This is a genomic window from Staphylococcus nepalensis, assembly GCF_014635045.1.
GTDB lineage: Bacteria > Bacillota > Bacilli > Staphylococcales > Staphylococcaceae > Staphylococcus > Staphylococcus nepalensis.
The window spans coordinates 171,619-192,077 of the sequence record NZ_BMCF01000001.1 but is presented as its reverse complement, the minus strand read 5'-3'; the positions used below and the strand labels follow the sequence as shown (position 1 = coordinate 192,077).

At 32.5% G+C, this 20,459-nt stretch carries 18 protein-coding genes; 12 read left to right on the top strand and 6 right to left on the bottom strand.

Annotated elements, in window-relative coordinates:
• Positions 1 to 11: 11 nt before the first annotated feature.
• The 8 genes from IEU88_RS00995 to IEU88_RS00960 all read left to right on the top strand — a co-directional run bounded on the left by IEU88_RS00995 (position 12) and on the right by IEU88_RS00960 (position 6,669).
• Complete coding sequence (locus IEU88_RS00995) at positions 12 to 1,010, top strand: dihydroxyacetone kinase subunit DhaK (RefSeq protein ID WP_103372474.1); 999 nt, start codon at positions 12 to 14, stop codon at positions 1,008 to 1,010.
• 11 nt (positions 1,011 to 1,021) lie between these two features.
• Positions 1,022 to 1,654: a dihydroxyacetone kinase subunit DhaL gene (dhaL, locus tag IEU88_RS00990; protein ID WP_096808549.1), complete on the top strand. Its 633-nt coding sequence runs from the start codon at positions 1,022 to 1,024 to the stop codon at positions 1,652 to 1,654.
• Between the two features lie 35 nt (positions 1,655 to 1,689).
• Positions 1,690 to 2,136: a ribose 5-phosphate isomerase B gene (gene rpiB, locus IEU88_RS00985; protein ID WP_096808550.1), complete on the top strand. Its 447-nt coding sequence runs from the start codon at positions 1,690 to 1,692 to the stop codon at positions 2,134 to 2,136.
• Between the two features lie 334 nt (positions 2,137 to 2,470).
• Positions 2,471 to 3,721 (top strand): copper resistance CopC/CopD family protein, encoded by a 1,251-nt coding sequence (locus IEU88_RS00980; protein WP_103373357.1) that lies wholly within the window; start codon positions 2,471 to 2,473, stop codon positions 3,719 to 3,721.
• Between the two features lie 14 nt (positions 3,722 to 3,735).
• Positions 3,736 to 4,317 carry a YcnI family copper-binding membrane protein gene (locus IEU88_RS00975; RefSeq protein WP_103373356.1) on the top strand — a complete coding sequence of 194 codons (582 nt, stop codon included), beginning with the start codon at positions 3,736 to 3,738 and terminating at the stop codon, positions 4,315 to 4,317.
• 129 nt (positions 4,318 to 4,446) lie between these two features.
• Positions 4,447 to 4,860 carry a DUF2871 domain-containing protein gene (locus IEU88_RS00970; RefSeq protein ID WP_096808553.1) on the top strand — a complete coding sequence of 138 codons (414 nt, stop codon included), beginning with the start codon at positions 4,447 to 4,449 and terminating at the stop codon, positions 4,858 to 4,860.
• 320 nt (positions 4,861 to 5,180) lie between these two features.
• Positions 5,181 to 6,212: an NAD(P)/FAD-dependent oxidoreductase gene (locus IEU88_RS00965; protein WP_096808554.1), complete on the top strand. Its 1,032-nt coding sequence runs from the start codon at positions 5,181 to 5,183 to the stop codon at positions 6,210 to 6,212.
• Between the two features lie 55 nt (positions 6,213 to 6,267).
• The gene (locus IEU88_RS00960; protein ID WP_107644111.1) at positions 6,268 to 6,669 is read left to right on the top strand and encodes a GNAT family N-acetyltransferase; all 402 of its coding nucleotides are present in this window, start codon (positions 6,268 to 6,270) and stop codon (positions 6,667 to 6,669) included.
• 133 nt (positions 6,670 to 6,802) lie between these two features.
• Here the strand turns inward: IEU88_RS00960 and glcP are convergent, their stop codons facing one another.
• Positions 6,803 to 8,167, bottom strand: coding sequence for a glucose transporter GlcP (gene glcP, locus IEU88_RS00955; RefSeq protein ID WP_174221765.1), 1,365 nt, complete (start codon positions 8,165 to 8,167; stop codon positions 6,803 to 6,805).
• A 218-nt stretch (positions 8,168 to 8,385) separates the two neighbouring features.
• A complete protein-coding gene (locus IEU88_RS00950; protein WP_103373577.1) occupies positions 8,386 to 9,375 on the bottom strand; it encodes an acrylyl-CoA reductase family protein in 990 nt (329 codons plus the stop codon).
• Positions 9,376 to 9,594: 219 nt separating this feature from the next.
• Here IEU88_RS00950 and IEU88_RS00945 point away from each other — a divergent pair, with 219 nt between their 5' ends.
• Both IEU88_RS00945 and IEU88_RS00940 read left to right on the top strand, forming a co-directional pair.
• Complete coding sequence (locus tag IEU88_RS00945; protein WP_096808557.1) at positions 9,595 to 10,113, top strand: GNAT family N-acetyltransferase; 519 nt, start codon at positions 9,595 to 9,597, stop codon at positions 10,111 to 10,113.
• 278 nt (positions 10,114 to 10,391) lie between these two features.
• Complete coding sequence (locus tag IEU88_RS00940; RefSeq protein WP_103373578.1) at positions 10,392 to 11,144, top strand: hypothetical protein; 753 nt, start codon at positions 10,392 to 10,394, stop codon at positions 11,142 to 11,144.
• Between the two features lie 301 nt (positions 11,145 to 11,445).
• Here the strand turns inward: IEU88_RS00940 and IEU88_RS00935 are convergent, their stop codons facing one another.
• Entirely contained in the window at positions 11,446 to 13,143 is a 1,698-nt protein-coding gene (locus IEU88_RS00935) for a CDP-glycerol glycerophosphotransferase family protein (protein WP_103373579.1), read from the bottom strand.
• A gap of 287 nt (positions 13,144 to 13,430) precedes the next feature.
• Here IEU88_RS00935 and IEU88_RS00930 point away from each other — a divergent pair, with 287 nt between their 5' ends.
• On the top strand, positions 13,431 to 15,035 hold the full coding sequence (locus tag IEU88_RS00930; RefSeq protein WP_103373630.1) for an L-lactate permease: 1,605 nt from the start codon (positions 13,431 to 13,433) through the stop codon (positions 15,033 to 15,035).
• Positions 15,036 to 15,183: 148 nt separating this feature from the next.
• On the opposite strand, the gene IEU88_RS00925 is transcribed toward IEU88_RS00930, so the two are convergent.
• Complete coding sequence (locus IEU88_RS00925) at positions 15,184 to 16,332, bottom strand: glycosyltransferase family 4 protein (protein ID WP_103373629.1); 1,149 nt, start codon at positions 16,330 to 16,332, stop codon at positions 15,184 to 15,186.
• Between the two features lie 396 nt (positions 16,333 to 16,728).
• On the opposite strand from IEU88_RS00925, the gene mqo reads away from it, so the two are divergent.
• Positions 16,729 to 18,207 carry a malate dehydrogenase (quinone) gene (gene mqo, locus IEU88_RS00920; protein WP_096808562.1) on the top strand — a complete coding sequence of 493 codons (1,479 nt, stop codon included), beginning with the start codon at positions 16,729 to 16,731 and terminating at the stop codon, positions 18,205 to 18,207.
• A 64-nt stretch (positions 18,208 to 18,271) separates the two neighbouring features.
• Here the strand turns inward: mqo and IEU88_RS00915 are convergent, their stop codons facing one another.
• Complete coding sequence (locus IEU88_RS00915; protein WP_115359559.1) at positions 18,272 to 19,642, bottom strand: HAMP domain-containing sensor histidine kinase; 1,371 nt, start codon at positions 19,640 to 19,642, stop codon at positions 18,272 to 18,274.
• Positions 19,635 to 20,309 carry a response regulator transcription factor gene (locus tag IEU88_RS00910; RefSeq protein WP_096808564.1) on the bottom strand — a complete coding sequence of 225 codons (675 nt, stop codon included), beginning with the start codon at positions 20,307 to 20,309 and terminating at the stop codon, positions 19,635 to 19,637. The genes IEU88_RS00915 and IEU88_RS00910 overlap by 8 nt, the downstream gene beginning before the upstream one ends.
• Positions 20,310 to 20,459: the final 150 nt, after the last annotated feature.

Genomic DNA, 20,459 nt, shown 5'->3' with positions numbered 1-20,459 from the left:
AGAGAATTTAAATGAAAAAGATGATTAATAATCCTGATGACGTCATAGATGAGCTAATGACGGGATATTTAATTGCTTATCCCGAATATATAAGACGTTCAAACCTACATCAAAGGGCGTTAATTGGTAAAAAACGTCATCCTGATCGTAAAGTGAGTATATTAATTGGTGGTGGTTCAGGACATGAACCTGCTTTCCTAGGCTATGTAGGACAGGGTATGGCGGATGGCGTGGCAGTAGGTAATATATTTGCCTCGCCTTCTCCAATCCCTATACAAGCTGTAACAAGAGAAATTCATGATAATCACGGTGTTTTATACGTTTATGGTAATTACGCAGGTGATTTAATGAATTTCGAGATGGCGAGTGAAATGACAGAAATTGAAGATGATATTGAAACAGCAGTTGTTATTGGAAATGATGACGTTGCTTCCGCAAAAGAAATCGAAGAAAGACGAGGCATAGCAGGAGAATTACTTGTTTATAAAGCTGCAGGCGCAGCTGCTGATTTCGGCTATGGCTTAGAAGAAGTACGTCGTATTGCACAACTTGCAAATGACAATACACGTTCAATGGGTATTGGTTTAAGCCCTTGCTATTTGCCACAAACTGGCAAGCCTAGTTTCGATTTAGAAGACAATGAAATGGAAATCGGTTTAGGACATCATGGAGAACCAGGCATTGAAAAAACAACGCTACGTTCAGCTAAAGAAACTGTACAAGTTATGATGCAAAATATATTGAAAGAAAATATTTATCAATCGAATGATGAAGTTGTGGTGTTAGTGAATGGCTTAGGTGCAACGTCACAAATGGAATTATATATTATTAATAAAGAAGTAGATGAAATATTAAAAGAAAAAAATATTAAGACTTATAAATCGTATGTAGGTAATTTCATTACATCAATGGAAATGGGTGGATTCTCGGTGACATTGATGAAGTTGGACGACATGTTGAAATCTTGTATAGACCATCCAGTTGATTGTCCAAATTTTAAAGAAGTCTAGGAGGAAGCAAAATGACATTAACGAGTGAAGCATATAAATCATTTATCCTAGCGTTAACGACGTTGTTTGAGGAACAAAAAGATAACCTTTGTGAATTAGATAGAAAAATTGGTGATGGTGATCATGGCGTCACTATGAATATTGGTTACCAAGCTGTAAAAAATACAATTAATAATGAATTGCAAGAACAAGATGATATAGCCAAAATTAGTGTTGCGGTAGGTAAAAGCTTTTTAGATGCAGTGGGATCATCTGTAGGTCCACTATATGCATCAGGTTATCTTAAAGCTGCAGTCGCAGTGAAAAACCAAACTGAATTAGACGAGGCAGGCTTATATCAATTTTGGATTGCATTTAGTAAAGGTATTAAAGATAGAGGTAAAGCTGAGATAGGTGATAAAACGATGATTGATACACTTGAACCATTCTATCTCGCTTTAGAGGATGCTCAATCTCAAAATATACAATTTAAAGATGCTTTTAACACCGCTTTAGAGAAAGCTAAAAAAGGGATGGAAAGTACGAAAGATATCGTTTCAAATAAAGGGCGCTCCAAACGACTTGGTCATCGTTCACAAGGTCATGTTGACCCCGGCGCAATGTCCGCTTATCTCATGCTAGACACATTTAAATCATATGTATAAGAGAGAAGCAATAAATATTGGAGGAGGAATTTAAAATGAAAATAGCAATTGGTGCAGACCACAATGGTTATGAATTGAAAGAAGCGGTTAAGTCACATGTCGAAAAATTAGGGCATGAAGTTGAAGATTTTGGTTGTCATCAATGCGCAGAAACAGATTACCCAGATGTTGCTGCTGAGGTAGGTAAAAGCATCCAACAAGGAAACAATGAACGCGGCATCCTTATTTGTGGTACAGGTATTGGTGTATCCATTACTGCAAATAAGTTAAAAGGTATTCGCGCGGCATTGGCACATGATTACTATTCTGCTGAACGAGCACAATTAAGTAATAATGCTCAAATTTTAACAATGGGTGCACAAATTATAGGCGTGGAAGCTGCTAAAAAGAATGTTGAAGCTTACCTTAACGTAAGTTGGGAAGGCGGATCGCAACGTAAAGTGGACAAAATCGACCAAGTAGAACAAGACGAAAATAATTAAGTTATAATGGAGCTAATCATATCTATCATTTAAAAATAATACTAAATGTTTTTGAAAATGAATATATCAGAATGTAAGTATATTTTATTCGGCGAGACAATGAAATCTTTTTAGCAAAATGAGATTTTATTGTCTCGCTTTTTTATATCGTTTATAAGTTGTAAAATGTAAACTTTTACAATAGTTATAATAAAATTTCACTTTTAATAAACGGAAACAACTATATTTAAATTATAATTATTTGTCTAAAAAATGACAAAATTATATTTATATTGTGAATGGTTGTTTTCTTTAATATTATAAATACTATAATCTTTTTAAAAGGGGGATGAACATGCAATTTACATATAAATTCTCTAAAACCTCGTGCTTTGTGTTTATAATTATATTGATATTAGGGATATTTATGTTTTCACAACAGGCCGCTGCGCATGCAACGTTGGAGAAAGTCACGCCATCACATAATAGCGTCGTAGAAAAAACGCCAAGTGAAATCGAATTACAATTTAATGAACCAGTACATGCCAAATATTCAAGTATTCAAATTTATGATGATAACGGTTCCGAAATTACTGAAGTTAAACCAAGCACATCTGGTTCTTCAAACACATTAACTTTTCCAGTTAAAGATTTAAAAGAGGGCACACATAGTATCTATTGGCATACGATGTCAGCTGATGGCCATGAAATTAGTGACCAATTTGAATTTTCGGTTGGAAAACAAACAGCAAATGGCATTGATACAACGCCTCCGTTTTATGAACAGCCAGATGTTTGGTTTGGCGTATTGCGTTTTATATCAGAAGGTTTACTAATAACATTAGCTGGCTTTTATCTGGTTAATCAACTAGCAAAAAGACTACGATTACCTCAATTTAATTTACAAACATATACTGCACCAGCGATTTGGGTATTAGTGATGCTTTCTGTAATTACTGTTTTAATTTATATGATGACCTTGTCTTCTGATGTGATCTCAGATGTGTTAAGTTTACAAAAATCAACTTTACTCCAAACCCCATTTATATTAGCAATGGTTGCAGTTATTGTATTATTAATTCTTTTTACAATAAAAAATATGGTCTCTGGTTGGTACATATTAGCACCAATTCTTATACTCATTGCGCTTAGTATGTCTGGGCATGCTTGGTCACAAACCGTACCACTATGGTCTATTATTATAAGAACAATTCACATAATAGGTATGTCATTCTGGCTAGGTGCGTTAATTTATTTAATTGTCACTGTGTTGAGTAAAGCACAATTTGATGTAAAACAAATGAAATCCTTTTTATTCAAGTTAAATCTTGGTGCTGTGACAGCTATTGTTGTTTCAGGTATCCTGATGTCCATCGATCAAACGAATATATTAACACTTTGGCAAAATATTCAAACTTGGAGTGTGTTATTAATTGTTAAAGTCGTACTTACAGTTGTGATGATGCTTCTAGGTTTTTATCAAACAACTAAAGCACTTGGGAAATATCAGCACACGAATAAATTTATATTATTCGGTGAACTGAGTATAGGTATCATACTCATATTAGTTGGTGTAATCATGAGTCAATTAAATATTCCAGGATAAGGAGCTTATAAATAATGAAAAAACAATTAATTTTAGCTATCGTAGCTTGTTTTACCGCTTTAATATTTTCTAAAAGCGCAGAGGCACATGTGACATTGAACCCTGACACGAGTGAACCAGGTTCTTATGAAAAATATGATGTTAGAGTACCAGTAGAAAAAGAATCTAACACTACAAAAATTGAATTGAAAGTTCCTAAAGGTGTAAACGTTGTGGGCGTAGCGCCGCATGAAACGTTTGACCATAAATTAACAAAAGATGATGATGGGAATATTACAAAAATTACTTGGACAGCTAAAGATAAAGGTATAGGACCAAATGAATTTGTAGATTTACCTATCCAAGTAGCCAACCCTGAAAAAGAAGGCGAGTTTAAGTGGGAGGCTTATCAAACTTATGACGATGGAGAAACAGTTAAATGGGACGGAGACGAAGATGCTGAAAAGCCTTCTCCAGTAACGAAAGTATCTGAAAATGCTGATGTTGAATCTGAAAGTAGTCAGTCCAGTAATGATTCGATGGCTTTGTGGATTATATCTATCGTAGCTATTATTTTATCGTTAATAGCCATTTTTAAAAAATCACGTAAAGCATAATAATTAGAATGGTAATGAGCGTAGGGCAAGGATTGACTTTTGCTCTACGCTCTTTTTTTATTATGTTTGATGAATTGTCACTGTAATTTGTAAAGATTTGTCTTATAATAATTTTGAGGAGGATTTTGAATGCGCAGAATACTGTATGCTTTTTTAATTTATACAATTTTAGGATTGCTTAGTGGTTTTTATTACCGTGAGCTAACACTTGCCTATGATTTTACAGGGGATACACAGTTAGTAGTTGTGCATACACACACACTTATATTAGGCATGTTTATGCACCTTATCTTATTACCAGTAGCTAAAGTATTTAAATTAAGTAGTTACTATTTATTTAATTGGTTCTTTATTGTGTATAATCTAGGGGTCTTAGCTACTATAGGTATGATGTTTACAAAAGGAACATACCAAGTAATGGGGCTTACAGTGCCAGATTCATTTGCAGGATATGCGGGTATGGGTCATACAATTTTAACAGCTGGTTTTATTTTACTATTTTTCTTACTTAAAAATGCAATTATTAAAAATCCTAAAAATTAAGTGCTTATAAAAATTAGGCTCTAAACTAATTGATTATATCTTTAATAAAGACAAAAACGCCAGGCATACATATGCTAGGCGTTTTTGTGTATTTGGTTATAAATGACTGCTTATATAACCATTTTAGTTTTTGTTTGCTTTTTTCTTAGTTATCTTGCTGTGACAGTGTAATTAGTATTTTAAGCGCATCCTATTTTTATTTTTTAGATAAAAAGCATGGATTATTATTAAAGTTTAAAAATTGGCACTTTTTAATTGATAAGCATTATCAATAATAGGATAATGAAATAAAAGTACTAGTAGATTGTAGGAGGAATTTTATGGATGATGTGATTATTATCGGTGGCGGACCAGCAGGTTTATTTGCTAGTTTTTATTCTGGGTTAAGAGGTATGAAGGTAAGAATTATTGATATTCAAGATAAACTTGGAGGTAAAATGCATGTTTACCCGGAAAAGATTATTTGGGATATAGGTGGATTAGCGCCTAAACCTTGTTATGAAATTATACAAGACACTGTAAATCAAGGCTTACATTTTGAGCCTAAAGTCAATTTAGAAGAACGTGTCATCGATATTAGAAAAATAGCTGAACGTCATTTTGAAATAGAAACAGATAAAGGGCATATTTATGAATCTAAATCAGTAATTATTGCTATTGGCGGTGGCATTATTAATCCAAAACAATTAGATATTAAAGGCGCAGAAAGATATAAATTAACAAACTTGCATTACGTGGTGCAATCTTTAAAACATTTTAAAGATAAAGACGTTTTAATTTCAGGAGCAGGAAATTCTGCTTTAGATTGGGCAAGTGATTTAAGTGGCTATGCTAAAAGTGTGACATTAATTTATCGAAAATCAGATATTAAAGGTTATGAAGCGATGAGAGATTTATTAGATCAATTAGCAGTAGAAAAAATGCCAAATACGCATATTTATCAACTAATAGGTGATGCAACTCAATCACGTATACAACAAGTGATATTAGAAAATATGGAAACGAAAGAACAAATCGCTCGTACATTTGACGAAGTTATTATTAGTCATGGTTTTGATAGAGAGAACACATTACTAGAACAATCTACAACTCAAGTCGATATGTTTAGTGAATATAGTATTAAAGGGTTTGGAAATACAGCGACAAGTATTGATGGTTTGTATGCCTGTGGTGATATTATTTATCATGAGGCAAAGGCACATTTAATTGCGAGTGCATTTAGCGATGCTGCAAATGCAGCAAATTTAGCTAAACTTTATGTTGAGCCTGAAGCAGCGCCAGAAGGTTATGTATCTAGTCATAATGACGCTTTTAAGGAATCTAATAAAGTAGTAATGAAGAAATATTTATAATGTGTTAATTTGTATATCAGATATACGATGACTTTTGGATAGGAGATGAAATAGCGTGATTGAGATAAAGCATGAAGCACCAACAGTAAAAGATTATAGAAACATGAGAAAAACAGTGGGACTAAGTGAAAAATCTCAGAAAGCGGCTGAAAAGGGGCTTTCAAATGCTTGTTTCAATGTGACAGTTTATGATGACGCATCGTTAATAGCGATGGGCAGAGTGGTCGGTGATGGAGGCACTGCTTTTCAGATTATTGATATTGCAGTAGATACAAAATATCAAGGTGAAGGGTACGGCAAACAAGTTATGGCACATATTATGAAATATATTCAATCTGTCGCTGAAGAAGGGACGTATGTGAGTTTGATTGCAGATTATCCTGCAGATAAGCTGTATGAACAATATGGCTTTATCACTACTGAACCACATTCTTGTGGTATGTATATTAAATATTAAATTTGTATTTTGAATTAGAATATCATACAAAAATAAAGAGCGGATTAAAGAAATCAATTTAGAAAATGTGATTTCTTTTCCGCTCTTTTTTAATATTAAAGTTTAATTGTTTAACTTAACTTAGATATAATAATTATTTTGATTCATTAATATCAGCCTCTGTTGCGTTTGTTCTAGAACGTAAATCAGCTTCAATTTCTTCTAAACTACGACCACGCGTTTCTGGTAGGTATTTAATAACGAAGATTAAAGCACAAATGCCAATAGCAGCAAAGATTAAGAACACTTGCTCAACAGCTAATACTTCAGTCAAAATAGGGAAAAATTGTGCAACTAGTAAACTACCGATAGATAATACTAAAGCAGCTATACCTGTTGCAGCGCCACGTGCACGCATTGGGAATAATTCTGGAAGCATAACCCAGAGTACTGGTCCCCAAGTAAAACCAAAGAATATAATAAATAATGTGAGACAAGCAACCATAATCCAAGCAGATGATTGGATGCCCATTGTCCAAATTAATATCGCCATAATTAATAGTGAAGCCACCATACCGATATTACCAATAACTAATAGGCGTTTACGGTCAATCTTATCGATAATCATAATTGCCACAATTGTAATCAGCACGTTTACCGTACCAATACCAACGGTACCTAAAATAGAAGTCGCATTACCTAAACCAGCTTTACTAAAAATAGTAGGTGCGTAATAGATAATAGCATTAATACCTATAATTTGTTGTAATAATGCAAACACACTACCAATAATAAGCGTTGGGCGTAACCATGGTGATTTTAAAACCTTCCATGTGCTTTCAGAAATAGCATTAATTTCTTTCATATCAGCAATTTCTTTGTCAATTTCACTTTCCTTAAACGTCAATTTCATAACGTCACGAGCAGCTTTTTCACTTTTATGTTCAAGTAACCATCTAGGACTTTCTGGCATAAAGGCAACACCAATTAATAGAATTAGAGAAGGCAATACTGCTAAACCTAACATCCATCTCCATCCTTCGATTGGTGTAAAAGCATAGTTGATTAAATATGAAGATAAAATACCAATTGTAATCATTAATTGGTTTAATGAACTTAAAGAACCACGCTGTTCAGTAGGTGCCATTTCTGATAAATAAACTGGTACAATTGCAGTTGAACCACCTACAGCTAATCCAATCACAAGTCTACCAATAACTAATACTGGCATGGATGGCGCTAACGCTAAAATTAACGCACCTACAATGTAGATAATCGCTATAATAAATACTACGCGTCTACGACCAAGTCTGTCAGACATAGGACCACTTGCCCCAGAACCAAATATAGCTCCGATTAACATAGATGCAACGACTAGTCCTTCAGTAAAACTATTTAATGGAATGTCATCTTTTATAAATAATAGAGCACCTGAAATTACTCCCATATCATAACCGTAGAGTAATCCTCCCAAGGCACCAAGGAAAAAGATGAGTTTCTTATTCACTTTAATTCCCATACAAACCCTCCTGATAATATTCGATAATCATAAGTATACGCTTTCATATTTTAGTTGTAAATGTTAAAGTATAATAATTTTATTTATTCATACTTATTTATATGAAATGTAATATTTTTGAAGTTCCGATAAAAATACGAAGTTATATAAATTGTTATAAAATAAAACTCCGCACTTCAAATTGAATTTTACAGTACGGAGTTTTGGTAGTGACTATGTTATGAGTCGAACTCTATGACAATTCTACCAGAGTTTTTATGTTGAAGAACTTCATTAATACTATTTTTGATATCTTTAAACTTAATGGTATGTTTTATATCATGTAATTGATCAGGCTTTAAATCTTTGGCTAGTCTGCGCCATATATGCTTACGTTGTTTCATTTCAGTATATACTGAGTCGATACCGATAACGTTTACGCCTCTTAATATAAATGGAAAGACTGAACTATCAAATGTAGCGCCTCCAGTCATACCAATAAGTGCCACACTTCCATTGTAATTAAGCTGTTTGACAATTTGTGAAAAGCTCTCGCCACCTACAGGATCGATGACTGCTTGCCATGTACGCTTCCCTAGTAGTTTATCGTCATGCTTAGTTATCCTAGGCACTACATCTTTCGCGCCTAATGCTTTAAGTTTGTCAGTTGCTTCAGATTTCCCTGTACTAGCGATGACCTTATAACCAATAGCGTCTAACATCATTACAGCTAATGTGCCTACGCCTCCAGTTGCGCCTCTGACAAGTACTTTATCCTTTTCAACTGATAGACCATTATGTTCTAATCTTTCAATTGCTAACCCCGCTGTATAACCAGCTGTTCCATAGATCATTGCTTCTTCAAGTGTTAGATCCTTTGGTAAAGGTACAATCCATTCTTCTTTAACACGAACGTATTCACTAAAGCCTCCAAAATGATTTGTCCCTAAATCATAGCCAGTTACGATGACTTCATCTCCTGGTTCAAAAGCATGAGTATCTGAATGGGCTACAACGCCCGCTAAGTCAATCCCAGGCACCATTGGATAAGATTGAACGATCTTAGAATTTTCAACAGTAGCTAAGGCATCTTTATAATTAATCCCAGAGTATTTGGTTTTGATTAACACTTCGCCTTCTGGAAGATCATTTATTGTGATATCTTTAAATTCGCTTGTTACTTTGCCGTCTTGTTCATTGACCACAAAAGCTTTAAATGTTTTAGTCATTGCCTTATGGCACTCCCTTATGTATATTTTTATGAACAATTAAAAAGCTAGGACTACTTTATCATGATATTGTCAATTTCACAATAAGTGGAAAATGACTGTTTTAAAGTAAGCGTTTTAATATTTTTGGGATGATACATAAAATCTATTGAGTTGTATAGTAACCTATTACATATTTTAGTATACTAATTGACAAGATAACTAAAAAGGTGGATATATATGACGGAAACAATTGAGTTAGTGAAAGAATCAGAAGTAACATTGTTGAGAGATATTTGTATATCAACATTTAAAAACACCTTTAAAGATGGTGAATACTCAAAAGAAGATTTTAAACAGTATTTTGATGAGGCATATAGCGTTGAAAAATTGAAAAAAGAACTCGAAGATGCTTATGCTTTTACTTATTTTTATCGTGTAAATAATCAAGTTGTAGGTTATTTTAAATTAAATATTAATGAAGCACAAACTGAAACAATGGGGAGTGATTATTTAGAAATACAACGTATATATTTTTTGCCGGGTTCACAAGGTAGCGGTAAAGGGAAACAAGTCTTTAATTTTGCAATTAAAAAAGCACAAGAATTACAAAAATCAAAAATTTGGTTAGGTGTTTGGGAATATAATGAACAAGCGCTAAATTTTTATAAAAAGCAGGGACTAAAAATAACAGGCTCTCATAAATTTTATACAGGAGCAGTTGTAGATACAGATTTGATAATGGAAAAAAGTATATAGACGCTATTTACAATTAATCATTCACCATTCAGTTATCTCACACATAATGTAGAATGTAGCGTTATTATTTTTTAACATTATATAGTGCGTTAAATAAACGTTTTAGGTTTTTAGATTTTGTGAAAATTATATTTAAATTCGAAAAAGTTTTGTAAAAAGTTGTTTAGCTTAATAATAATGGTGAATAATATAATGATTCTCATTTGCCCTAATTGATAGTTGTCATACATAGTAACGATAATTAGGAAATGAGCAAAACAAATTTAGGAGGTATGTATATGAAAAAATTATTAGCAGGTTTTTTAACACTTTCGTTGGTGCTTGCAGCTTGTTCTAATGGTAGTAATGATGATGATGGAAATAAGGATGATAACTCGAAAGACAATCAATCTTCAGATGATCAATCGAAGGATAATGAAAAAGATTCTAAAAATGATGACGAAAAAAACAATGATAGCGCTAACGATAATTCGGACAGTAACTCTAGCATGAATGGCACTGACTCTAATGCTAACGATGATAACAATTCAGAAAACGATGAAAATGCTAATCACAGTTCGGATAATAATGCTAACAACAGCAGCGAATCTAATAGTGATAGTAATGCTCAAGACAACGCTAGTCCTAATGATAATACATCAAGTAATGCTAATAGTAATCAAGAACCAAATCGTAATAGCAATTCAAATGCGGATAACTCAAGTGACGCTACAAAAAATCAATACGTAGCACCATACCAAGGTCAAAATGCAGTACCAGTAGCACAAAATATTACTTCAGGTAATACTGACGCACAAGTGGCTTTACAATCATTACCTCATTTCCAAAATGCGTTAGATAATGCCACGGCTGAAGTGAATGCATTAAATGGTCAGTCGAATCCTTATAATGATTATGCAATTGAAGGAAGCGATGGGAATTATAGTTACATCTTTAGCTTCCAAAATCAAGCGCAACCAGGTACGTATTCAATTGTAACAGTCGATCAACAAGGCACAGTTAGAGTCGTTGATCCAGCTTACCAACAATAAAAAGTATAACCGATATATTAACAGGTATAGAGTTAAAATTTATTTGTGACGGCTAAATAGTGCATGGTTATCATGAACATAGAATTACAATTAAAAAACAAGCATAAGGGAGCAAGACAACGAAACCATTTTAGTAAAATGTGATTTCTGTCTTGCTCCCTCTTATGCGTTATTATCGTTAGATGACTTAATGTTTAAATTGAACCATATTCATTTTTAACCAGCTCAAGTTGTGTTTAGCGGTCTATTTTCTAAAGGAATATCGTATTAGATCGATTGTTTACATTTTGATACATATCATTTATTTGTTGGATTTAATTGATTTTTGAATAATATGAGAAATTGTTTCAAAAGCATGATTATCCTTGTTTATAAAAGGATTTTCATGTATGTCCTTCATTTGATGACTGATTAAATCATTTAAAAGTGCTTTTGCATCACTATATCTAACAGTAGAAAGAGAATGCATGACATCATCATATACACCACGCTCTGAAACATATTTTTCATGGTCAGGTGTATATTGACAAACAATTTTATCAATTGTTAATGCATCAAAAATAATTGAAGAGTAGTCTGTTAATACAATGTCTGACGCAAGTAATAAATCTTGAACTTCTAAATTTGATGGTGCGACGATAGCGTTCTCGGGAATATAGTTAGATTCGTCTTTAGTGTGCCCTTTAAAAATAACATTATATTTATTTAATAATCCGTCACTAATAGGTAATAAATCTGATGTTTCGTTTGTTGCTTTCCATGTTGGCACGTAAAGCAATGTTTGTTTATCTGGGTTTAATTTCAATTCTTTTTTAATGAATGAGATATAAGGTTGATCGGATTGTTTATCTAATAAATATCTAATTCTAGGGTAGCCACAGTTCAACAAATGTGTATGCTGCTGTGGGAAAGCAGATTTAAAATATTCCATAATCGCTTCACAATCACTGACGAAATAATCTTGGTGCAACCATTTATTGTATTTACGGGCACGATAATTATAAATGTTGAGATTTTCACTTGGTTCATGACTATCTAAAAATAACTTTTTAATTGGTGTGCCATGCCAAAGTTGGATAATCGTACCGTTCGGTTTTAAACCGTCAGGTATGTACGTCTCTAATATAACCACACTTGCTGTTTCAATAAGTGTTTTAGCTTTTGGATCATCTGGATTAACAAAATTAGGCCCACTAACGTCTTTTGTTATAAAAAATATCGGTAATTTCGAAAAGTGTTTTGCAAAATGATTAAATAAATAACGTGAATTACCTTGGAATCCATAATTAAAACCTAAAAAAACAATGTGATTTTTGATTTTCGTTTTATCTTTTTTGTAAATATAACTCATTTCATAATGTTTCTTTTCATAATGGGAATGAATGAGATTATAAATCCAATGAGGAAGTTTAAAATTAGTAGACTTTAGCGCTTTATCAGTAGAACGAACCGCTTTAGTTTCAGGTGGTAACGTTTCTTTACTTTTAAAAGGTACCGGATGCCTATGTTTAAATGCTAATTTGTTTAGGCTGAATTTAGTTGTGTTTAGCGGCGTAAAATCGTCAATATATTTCCAAACTGTCTTACTAGTTCTATGATTATGTTTAAAATTAAAAACGACATGGCTATCTGTAGCAATATCATCTTGTAACAGTGACAACAATGCTAAGTCAAATGCATTATGTATTTGATATTGGTTCATTAAATGGGCTACAGTTTCAATATGAAAGATTACATTCGGAAAATGGTTGATGTTGTCTATCCAATCATTAAAAGTAATATATAATTGTCCGAAATATCGGCAGTCATTTAAATATTGTTGATTAATTGTATAATCTGCCACCATCGTGACAGGCCTGAGCTCAACTGCTTTTATCATTGATTGGTAAATTTCAACATCCTGATTTATAAGTACAAAATGAGAATAACCTTCTGTTGTAGCTTTTTGAAGTTCCTTTGCTAAAAGATCCCACTCTAAAATTTCAATTTGCTTTATCATTTACTATCCCTCTACTTAAATATGATTATTTCTATTTTATCATGGAGTGCATTAGAGACAAAAGAAACGTATATGTTAAAATAAATAATTAATTAAAAAGTTTGAAAAAATCAATTTTAATATACTGTATTTTGCCTTATTAACCAAAATAAATAACTTTAATATACAAAATGATTGTTTTTTAAAAAAACTTATTGTGTTTTGACTGAAAAGGATGTTATAATTTATGTGAAATAATTCACAATATAGAGATGGCTAATTATTTTAAGTATAGGAAGTGATTGTAAATGTTTGTAGAAAGTTTTAACCCCTTTGGTAACGTCTTATTATCAAGTATTGTGGCTGCTATACCTATTATTTTATTCTTATTATGTTTAACTATTTTTAAAATGAAAGGGATATATGCTTCAATTACTACTTTAGTAGTTACACTCATACTTGCTATAAGCATATTTAAATTACCTATGAAGATAGCTACTGGTGCTTCTATAGAAGGGTTTTTCCAAGGCATTATACCTATTGGTTATATTGTAATGATGGCTGTATTATTATATAAGGTTACTAATGAGACTGGTCAATTTAGTACAATTCAAGATAGTATCGCAAGTGTGTCGCAAGATCACCGTATACAATTATTATTAATTGGTTTTGCATTTAATGGCTTCTTAGAAGGGGCGGCAGGTTTTGGTGTACCAATTGCGATATGTGCACTATTATTAACCCAGTTAGGTTTTAAGCCTTTACAAGCAGCAATGTTGTGTTTGATTGCGAACGCCACAGCTGGTGCATTTGGAGCAATTGGTTTACCAGTGACAGTTATCGATACACTTGGCTTACCAGGTGACGTTACAGGATTTGCAGTTTCTCAGATGTCAGCTTTAACATTATCCATTATGAATATGTTTATACCGTTTTTATTAATTTGGATTATTGATGGCTTTAAAGGTATTAAAGAGACATTACCAGCCATTTTAATTGTTGGAGGTACATTCACAGTGTTACAAGCTATTATTACTGTGTTTATTGGACCTGAACTCGCAGACATTATTCCGCCATTAGGCGCAATGTTAGCGTTAGCTGTTTTTTCAAAAAAACATCAACCTAAAGAGATATTTAGATTGAAAGACAGTAGCGAACCAAAACCCATTGAAAAACATAGCTTTAAATCATTAATATACGCATGGTGTCCATTCGTTATTTTAACTGTATTAGTAATGATTTGGAGTGCACCTCAATTTAAAGCAATGTTTGCTCCTAATGGCATATTAAATGCATTCGTGTTTAATATAGCGTTACCTGGAACTTATAGCGAGATTGCTGATAAAGCAATTACACTTCCGCTAAATATTATAGGACAAACTGGCACAGCCATTTTATTGGTGGTTATCATTACAATATTAATGTCAAGACAAGTGAGCTTGTTTGATGCAACACGTTTATTTAAAGTTACATTTAAAGAATTATGGTTACCGATTATTACGATATGTATTATTTTGGTTATTTCGAAGTTAATGACGTACGCAGGTTTGAGTAACGCTTTGGGTGAAGGAATAGCAAAAACAGGATCAATATTCCCATTACTATCACCTGTTTTAGGTTGGATTGGTGTCTTTTTAACTGGCTCAGTGACAAACAACAATACATTATTTGCACCTATACAAGCAGCAGTTGCTAATAATATTGGTACAAGTGGCGCATTACTTGTGTCCGCAAATACAGTGGGTGGAGTTGCAGCAAAATTAATTTCACCACAATCCATTGCCATTGCCACTGCGTCTGTACAACAAGTAGGTAAGGAATCAGAATTATTAAAAATGACTTTACGCTATAGTGTTGTATTAATTATATTTGTATGTGTATGGACATTTATTTTAAACTTAATTTTACATTAAAAACAACGGATAGTATTAAGTGCAACAATGATATTTTAGAAGTTGTCTGCACCCTCAGTTGTTTTAGAACTATAATCTGATATTCAGATACAATGATAAAAGGCCTACGAAATCAATAGTTCAAAATTGATTTCGTACGCTTTTTTTATTAGGATTCTAACATAGTTTGAAATGATTGGTACACAGAGTCTGGTGAATAAGATTGCACCGTTTGGTATGCATTTTCAATCAAATGTTGTTTATTAAATTCTTGATTAATCAGTCTTAGCAATTGATTTGATAAATCTTCTATACTCCCGTGTGTAACTAAATAACCATTCACATTATTATTTATCAGAGAATCAGGACCAGCATTCCCATTAAAACTGACTACAATATTACTCTGGTTCATTGCTTCTAAAATAACCATACCAAAACCTTCATTACGTGAAGGCACAACCGTAATTTCACTCATTGCTAACTTTTCATTTAACTGTTGTGTTGCGCCTTGAAGTTTTATGATATCCGCAAGTTGATGATCTATGATGAGCTGTTGTAATAGGGCATGCGCTTCTCCATCACCGTAAATGTGTATTTGATATTTAAAGCGTCTCACTTCTTGCTGGATAGGGATGATGCTTTTAATTAATAGATCAAACCCTTTTTCGTATTCTAAGCGTCCTGCAGCAGTGATAATTTTATCTTTAGATGCAGGCAACCGTGGTTCATTTAAAATATTAGGGACGATATACACAGGCACGTTAACGATAGATTCATATGTATGTTTATCACTTTCTGTTAAGGTCGTTATTTTATCTAAATGTTTATAAGCTGTGGCAATCTCATCTTGCAAAGCATCACTATGCGCTTCAAAGTTCATATGCTCCATACCAATTTTTTCTATATTCTGTGAACCATAACAAGCAATTAATATATTAAAACTAGCTCTTGTGCCGATAAGTATATCTGTCGAAACATTACGTATAGATTTAATCATTTTCTTTTCTATATAATGTGAAAATTGATTTAAACCAGGTTCATGTTGTGAAAGTATGCTTGGTTTAGAAAAAGGTGTATATTTATGGATACGGTTAAAAAATATGTCCTTAATATTTAAAGGATGTACTTGGTAATCCGTTAAAGAACGAATTTGAATAGAATCATGTAAATCAAAATAGGGCTGAGAAGCGCCTCTAAAAACTGAAATAATTTCAATTTGGTGACCTTTTTCAGCTAAAACATTAGCAAGTTGTGAAATAGATTTAACAGTTCCACCCATGGCGTAAATATTATGCATAAAAAAAGTGATAGATTTCATTGGAATACCTCCAAATTATATAAACTAAATTAAAATTTATTATAGCATGAAATATACTTAATGAATAAAGTAACTCATAATAAATAGATTAGAAACCATTTGATTAAATCCTAAACAATTAAGATATAAAGTTAAAAGTTTGTATTATGCTTGTTTTAGTTAACACATATTAACATAATTTGTGTAGAATTACTGAAAGCCCTTTTTTCATAGGGCAATAACGTATATAATTAGAAGCGTACGGAAAGATTCTGTTGTTGTTTACGTTTTAAACATAACAATAATGGATTAGATTTTAAAATTTTAGCTATAGAAAACGCTTTATCACAGTTGTAAATTTTCTTAGATAAAGATAACGTGTCTATAAACATATATAAAAGGGGGACTGTGTTTGTTATGAGTACACAACATAGCAAAACAGATGTCATATTAATTGGCGGCGGTATCATGAGCGCAACACTAGGAACTTTATTAAAAGAACTTGCACCTGAGAAAGAGATAAAAATGTTTGAAAGATTATCTACACCCGCAGAAGAAAGTTCTAATGCTTGGAATAATGCAGGTACAGGGCATTCTGCATTATGTGAATTAAATTATACAAATGAAAACCAAGATGGTTCAATTGATATTACTAAAGCTGTAAAGATAAACGAGCAATTTCAAATTACAAAACAATTCTGGAATTATCTTGTTAAACAAGGGCAACTATCAAAACCAGAAGCTTTCATAAAACCTGTGCCACATATGAGTTTTGTACAAGGGGTACGCAATGTCGATTTCTTAAAAAGACGGGTTGATCGATTAAATAAAAACATATTATTTAGTAATATGGAAATCACTGATGATAAAGATAAAATTACTGAGTGGGCACCGTTAATTATGGAAGGACGCACATCAAACATTCCGATGGCTATTACATATGATAAAACAGGTACCGATGTAAATTTTAGCGCGTTAACTAAAAAGTTGTTTTCTAACTTAGAAGAAAAAAATATTGAACTTAATTATGAACATGAAGTAGAAAATTTAAATCAACACAAAGATGGCAGTTGGGAAGTTAAAGTCAAAAATTTAAAAACGGAAGAAGTTACTATAATAGAAAGTGATTTTGTATTTATTGGTGCCGGCGGGGCAAGTTTACCATTATTACAAAAAACAGGCATTAAAGAATCTAAACATATAGGTGGGTTCCCTGTTAGTGGGCTGTTCTTAGTATGTAGAGATGAGTCTATCACTTCAAAACATCTAGCTAAGGTATATGGAAAAGCTGCTGTTGGCGCACCGCCAATGTCAGTTCCACATTTAGATACGCGTTATATCGATGGTCAACGTACGTTATTATTTGGGCCATTTGCTGGATTTTCACCTAAATTCTTAAAAACAGGTTCAAATATGGATTTAATAAAATCTGTAAAACCCAATAATCTAATTACAATGTTGTCTGCAGGGATTAAAGAAATGAATTTAACAAAATATTTAATTTCTCAACTGACATTATCTAATGAGGAAAGAATGGAAGATTTGCGTCAATTCGTTCCAAATGCTAAGAGTGAAGATTGGGAAATAGTTGTTGCAGGGCAACGCGTCCAAGTTATTAAAGATACGGACAAGGGCAAAGGAACTTTACAATTTGGTACAGAAGTTATTACATCTGAAGATGGCTCATTAGCAGCGTTGCTAGGTGCTTCTCCAGGTGCTTCCACTGCTGTTGATATCATGTTAGATGTGCTACAACGTTGTTACAAAGATGAATTTAGCCATTGGGAAGAAAAAGTTAAGGAAATTGTTCCTTCATTTGGTATGCAATTATCAGAAAACGAAGCATTATATACTCAAATCAATAAAGAAATTACAAAAAACTTAAAAATAAATTAATTCCCATCTTATTAATAAAGAAAGCGAGGCGGAGACATCAATAATGATGTCTCCGCCTCGCTTTTTATTTATTGATAATGACAGTAAATGTAGTGCCTTCATATTTTTCGCTTTCTACTTTAATTTTACCATCGTGTAATTCAAAAATAGCTTTTGCAATTGCTAAGCCTAATCCATTGCTATTATCATGATGACTGGCTTTATAAAAACGTTCAAATAAATGAGATTGTGTTGTTTGTGTCATACCTTGACCGTCGTCAGTTATAGTGAAATGAATCGCATTTAAGTCAGTGTCGTTCGTTAGTGTAATATCAATTGTTCCGCCTGGTTCTGAGTATTTGATGGCATTAATAATTAAGTTTTGAAATGCTTGATGAAGCAATCTTTCATTCCCAACAAATGTTACGTTGTCTAAATCTGACATAATAATGAGATCTTTTTGATTTGTAGAGAATTGTTCATGACGAATAATTTGTTTAATAAGTTTATTAAGTGCTATGTGGTCATTTAATTCGAGATGTTCGCCATTATCAATTTCTGATAGTAAAAGAAGTTCTTTTGTTAATTCACTAAGTTGTGTTGTAATTTGATATATTTCATCAATGTATTGTTCACGGGCACTAACGTCTTTAGTGAATTTCAATTGATCAAGTAAATGATGGATATGTGTTAAAGGTGTTTTAATCTCATGCGAGACATTTTGGACAAAGTGTTGTCTCATGTCATCCAGTTGTTTTAAAGATAAACGCATTTTATCAAATCGATATTGCAAGGTGCCGAATTCATCGTTACGTTTAACATTAATGGGCACATCAAAATTACCTTCCATAAGTCTTTCTGTTGCTTGCTTCAATTGCTGTATCGGTTTAATTATCATATAAGTTGAAGAAATCACCGAAATGATAGAAATGACTAACAATAGAGTGATTAATATAATTAAGAAAATTCTAAATTCACTAAAGGTTTTGCCGATATCGGGCCTCATAAATACGGCATAATTCTTGCCATTTGCTTCATAATGCACACCAACGGTATTTTGTGTGGTATTTTCGAAAAAACCAGTAATAAAAGGATTGTAAGATAAGTTTTTTATACCATGATAGTCGTTACCATTTAAAACGGCTTTAATATTTTTAGTGTCGACATTATCTTTCCTAAACGGAGCCCCATAATAGGCTTTCTCACCTTTTTCGGTTACAGTCATAATTTGGTAATTCATTTCACCTAAATGTCTGAAAAAAGGTTTGGGCAAATTTATATGAGACTTATGCATATAAGATGTAGCATCTTTTAAAGTACGCATAATTTTAGTATCGTTATTTTCTTTTAAATGATTGTGATAGATAATATTAGTTAATAAAAAACTGAGTATGGCACTTGATAGCATAATGATAATTGTATATATAGCAATACGAGAATAGAGTGATTTAAACATTGTCATCCACCTTATATCCCAAACCACGAACTGTGTGAATAGTAATTGACGCATCTAATTTTGACAAACGCTTTCTTAATCGTTTGATGTGTACATCAACAGTCCGTTCGTCTCCTTCATAATCAAAGCCCCAAATTTTCTCAATTAAATCATCACGGTTAAATACTTGTTTCGGGTGTGAAGCAAGTAAAAATAACAGTTGAAATTCTTTGTTTGGTAGATTCATTGATTTGGTAGAAGATTGAAGCTCTAAATAGGCTTGGTTAAGTATGAGATTGCCTACTTTGAGTTCATTATTTGCATTAATATTATAACGCTTTAGAACTGCTTTAATTCTGAAAATCAGTTCTTTGACTTCAAAAGGCTTGGTTACATAATCATCTGTGCCTGTTAAATAAGCTTGTTCTTTGTCGCTAAGTGCATCCCGTGCTGTTAGCATAATCACAGGTATTTCAAAGTCTTCTTTTAAAATTTTACATAATTCAAAACCACTCATACCTGACATCATTACATCGACTATAGCGATATTAACTTGATGTGAATCAAGGTATACTAGCGCATCTTCGGCACTTGTTTGAGTTACTACATCTAATCCTTCTTTTGTAACATAGTTTGAAACATATGCTAGAATTTTTTTATCGTCATCGACAATTAAACAAGTAGTCATGCACAAAAACTCCTTACCCATTTTATAAATATTATATATGGAAAGAAATGACTTAACAAATATGAAATTTTTAAAAGGTTAACAATTGTTCATATTGAGTTCATATACTACGACTAAACTCTAGATATAAGTTCTTTTGAAGGAGTGAAA

Excerpts from the sequence above, each read along its gene's own strand:
- IEU88_RS00910 (WP_096808564.1), bottom strand. The coding sequence starts at position 20,309 with ATGACTACTTGTTTAATTGTCGATGACGATAAAAAAATTCTAGCATAT.
- IEU88_RS00930 (WP_103373630.1), top strand. The coding sequence starts at position 13,431 with ATGTTTGTAGAAAGTTTTAACCCCTTTGGTAACGTCTTATTATCAAGT.
- IEU88_RS00950 (WP_103373577.1), bottom strand. The coding sequence starts at position 9,375 with ATGACTAAAACATTTAAAGCTTTTGTGGTCAATGAACAAGACGGCAAA.
- dhaL (WP_096808549.1), top strand. The coding sequence starts at position 1,022 with ATGACATTAACGAGTGAAGCATATAAATCATTTATCCTAGCGTTAACG.
- mqo (WP_096808562.1), top strand. The coding sequence starts at position 16,729 with ATGAGTACACAACATAGCAAAACAGATGTCATATTAATTGGCGGCGGT.
- IEU88_RS00965 (WP_096808554.1), top strand. The coding sequence starts at position 5,181 with ATGGATGATGTGATTATTATCGGTGGCGGACCAGCAGGTTTATTTGCT.
- rpiB (WP_096808550.1), top strand. The coding sequence starts at position 1,690 with ATGAAAATAGCAATTGGTGCAGACCACAATGGTTATGAATTGAAAGAA.
- IEU88_RS00935 (WP_103373579.1), bottom strand. The coding sequence starts at position 13,143 with ATGATAAAGCAAATTGAAATTTTAGAGTGGGATCTTTTAGCAAAGGAA.
- IEU88_RS00925 (WP_103373629.1), bottom strand. The coding sequence starts at position 16,332 with ATGAAATCTATCACTTTTTTTATGCATAATATTTACGCCATGGGTGGA.
- IEU88_RS00945 (WP_096808557.1), top strand. The coding sequence starts at position 9,595 with ATGACGGAAACAATTGAGTTAGTGAAAGAATCAGAAGTAACATTGTTG.
- IEU88_RS00970 (WP_096808553.1), top strand. The coding sequence starts at position 4,447 with ATGCGCAGAATACTGTATGCTTTTTTAATTTATACAATTTTAGGATTG.
- IEU88_RS00980 (WP_103373357.1), top strand. The coding sequence starts at position 2,471 with ATGCAATTTACATATAAATTCTCTAAAACCTCGTGCTTTGTGTTTATA.
- IEU88_RS00915 (WP_115359559.1), bottom strand. The coding sequence starts at position 19,642 with ATGTTTAAATCACTCTATTCTCGTATTGCTATATATACAATTATCATT.
- IEU88_RS00975 (WP_103373356.1), top strand. The coding sequence starts at position 3,736 with ATGAAAAAACAATTAATTTTAGCTATCGTAGCTTGTTTTACCGCTTTA.
- IEU88_RS00995 (WP_103372474.1), top strand. The coding sequence starts at position 12 with ATGAAAAAGATGATTAATAATCCTGATGACGTCATAGATGAGCTAATG.
- IEU88_RS00940 (WP_103373578.1), top strand. The coding sequence starts at position 10,392 with ATGAAAAAATTATTAGCAGGTTTTTTAACACTTTCGTTGGTGCTTGCA.
- glcP (WP_174221765.1), bottom strand. The coding sequence starts at position 8,167 with ATGGGAATTAAAGTGAATAAGAAACTCATCTTTTTCCTTGGTGCCTTG.